Below are 2,703 nucleotides of genomic sequence, written 5' to 3' on the forward strand. Positions count from 1 at the left end.
ACCTCCAGCTCCTGGCGGAGCTGGAGGATCTGGTTCTGCAGCGCGATGCCCTCGCGCGTCTCGACCTGCGCCTGCACCCCCCCGGACGCGACGAGCAGGACGAGCCCCGCGAGAAGACCGAGCCGCCGCATCGCGCGCCTCAGCGCACCACCGTCACGGCGCGACGGTTCTGCGACCAGGCCTGCTCGTCGGAGCCGAGCGCGGCCGGGCGGTCCTTGCCGTAGGAGATGGTCTGGATGCGCGACGGCGCGACGCCGCCGGCCACCAGCACGTCGCGCGCCGCATTGGCACGGCGCTGGCCGAGGGCGAGGTTGTATTCGCGCGTGCCGCGCTCGTCGGCATGGCCTTCGACCATCACCTGCACCTGCGGATACTGCTGCATCCAGGCGGCCTGGCGCTGCAGCACCGGGCGCTGGTCGGCGCGGATGTTGCTGCGGTCGGTGTCGAAGAAGACGCGATCGCCGACATTGGCGACGAGATCCTCCTGGCTGCCCGGGCGCGGCCCCCCGGCGCCGCCCGCGCCGCCGGCATTCGCGTCGGTCTGCGAGGTGTTCGAGCAGGCGCCGAGAACCGCCATGCCGGCCAGCAGGCCGAAGATCTTCATGTTCATTCCGGTATGGTCCCTATCCGGTTATCCGCGGTGACCCGGGCGTTACCGGTGCACCCTCGCAAGGTCAAGAATTCGTGGCCCGCACGCGCCAACCATCTCGCGGCCGCACAGCGGCCGCCGCGCCGCGACCGCCCGCGCCGCCCGGCGCAACATGTCTGCGGCGCGCAAGCCAAGCGGCCGGAGGCCGCGCCGGCGCCTGAGGCATCATCTACGACAACAACGGCGACCAGGACGGATCGGACCCGTCCGTCGGCGTCACCATCTGCCGCTCGTTGAAGCCGGCGATGTCGATCTGCGCGAGGCGCGAGGAGAAGCCGCTGCCGCGCGCATCGCGCGCCCGCGTCTCGCGGTGGAAGGCCAGCACGCGGCCGTTCGGCGCGAAGGTCGGGCCTTCCATCTGCCAGCCCTCCGACAGGATGCGCTCGCCGCTGCCGTCGGGGCGCATCACGCCGATCGCGAACTGCCCGCCGCTCATCCGCGTGAAGGCGATCAGGTCGCCGCGCGGCGACCAGACCGGCGTCGCGTAGCGCCCGTTGCCGAAGGAGATGCGCCGCACATTCGCCCCGTCCGCCGTCATGACGTAGAGCTGCTGGTCGCCGCCGCGGTCGGAGTTGAAGACGATCTGCTGCCCGTCGGGCGAGAAGCAGGGCGAGACGTCGAGCGATCCGCCAGAGGTCAGCTGCCGCTCGCGCCGCGTCGCGAGGTCCACGACGTAGATGTTCGCATCGCCGCCGCGCGCGGCCGAGAGGATCACGCTGCGCCCGTCCGGCGAGAAGCGCGGGCTGAGCGTCATGCCGCCGAAATTCCCGAGCACCTGCTGCTGGCCGGTGTCGAGGTTGAACAGATAGACCCGCGGCTCGTTGCGCTGATAGCTCATGAAGGCGATCTGCCGCGCCGAGGGGTGGAAGCGCGGCGTCAGCGCCTGGAAGGAGCCGTCGGTCAGGAAGCGATGGTTCTCGCCGTCCTGGTCCATGATGGCGAGGCGGCGCGTGCGCCGGTCGCGCGGGCCGCTTTCGGCGATGTAGACGATCTGGGTGTCGAAATAGCCCTTCTCGCCCAGCATGCGCTCGTAGATCACGTCCGAGATCAGGTGCGCGATGCGGCGCCACTGTGCCGCCGGCGCGGTGAAGGCGGTGCCCTGCAGCTGCTGGTCGGCGAGCACATCCCAGAGGCGGAACTCGACCCGCAGCCGGTCGCCCTGCGCGTCCACGCGGCCCGTAGTCAGCGCCTGCGCCCCGATCACGCGCCAGTCCTGCGCGCGCGGCCGCTCGGCGGCTGCTTCCGGCGACTGGATGAAGGCCTGGCGTTCCACCGGGCGGAACAGGCCGGAGTTGCGGAGGTTCTGCTGGATCACGCCCGCGATGTCGCGGCCGAAGCGCTGCGCGTCGGGCGTCGCGCCGGCCATGCTCGGCACGGCGATCGGGATCGGGTCGGTGCGCGCGCGGGTGATGTCGATCACCGCGCCCTGCGCCATCGCCGATCGCGGCATCAGCGGCCAGGACAGGATCCCCGGCGCGACCATGACGGCCCCGGCGCCGAACAGCGCGTGGCGGCGGGTGAGGAGGGAGGGGGAACGGAGGCTCATCGGACCAATCCTCTCGGATTGAAGCGGAAGGTGGAGGCCATGACGGTGGCGTGCTTGTCGGCGGGCACGCGCAGCGGGTTGCAGGCCGGGTTCAGCAGCGCGCGCCGCGCGGAGTCGAACACCGCCCGCGCCCGCGGTTCCGTCGGCATGCCGCGATCGCCCGGCACGACCTGGCGGACAATGCCCTGGCCGTCGAGCTGCACGCGCAGCTCGACCACGATGTCGGCCAGGCCGAGCATGCCGGCATCCACCGTCCAGCATTCCGTGATCTGCTCGGCGAGGCCCCGGATCTCGCCCTGGGTGAGCGGGGCCGTACCAGTCGGCGCGCCGCCACCCGCGGCCGGCCTGCCTGCCTGCGGGTTGGGCCGCGCGGTCGGCGGCTGCTGCTGAGCCGCCTGCTGGCGCAGCCGCTCGAGCGTGTTCTCGACGCTCCGGCTGTTCTCCTGCGGGCGCGCCACGGGCGGCGTCTGGCCGGTGCCGGCGGTCTGCGCCGGCTGGGGCGGCGGCG

Annotated in this window: 2 protein-coding genes and 1 pseudogene; all 3 read right to left on the minus strand. The window is 72.4% G+C overall.

Annotation, left to right across the window (positions count from 1 at the left end):
• Positions 1 to 139: 139 nt before the first annotated feature.
• A complete protein-coding gene (gene pal, locus L2I40_RS21590; protein ID WP_237217293.1) occupies positions 140 to 610 on the minus strand; it encodes a peptidoglycan-associated lipoprotein Pal in 471 nt (156 codons plus the stop codon).
• A gap of 208 nt (positions 611 to 818) precedes the next feature.
• Entirely contained in the window at positions 819 to 2,195 is a 1,377-nt protein-coding gene (tolB, locus tag L2I40_RS21595) for a Tol-Pal system beta propeller repeat protein TolB (RefSeq protein ID WP_237217295.1), read from the minus strand.
• Positions 2,192 to 2,703, minus strand: a pseudogene (locus L2I40_RS21600) (hypothetical protein); the annotation flags it as partial. The gene tolB and the pseudogene L2I40_RS21600, both read right to left, overlap by 4 nt.

Origin of the sequence: Falsiroseomonas oryziterrae (genome assembly GCF_021864505.1) — a bacterium.
Lineage (GTDB): Bacteria > Pseudomonadota > Alphaproteobacteria > Acetobacterales > Acetobacteraceae > Falsiroseomonas > Falsiroseomonas oryziterrae.

Bases quoted from the DNA above. Each gene is read 5' to 3' on its own strand.
- pal (WP_237217293.1), bottom strand. From the start codon at position 610: ATGAACATGAAGATCTTCGGCCTGCTGGCCGGCATGGCGGTTCTCGGC.
- tolB (WP_237217295.1), bottom strand. From the start codon at position 2,195: ATGAGCCTCCGTTCCCCCTCCCTCCTCACCCGCCGCCACGCGCTGTTC.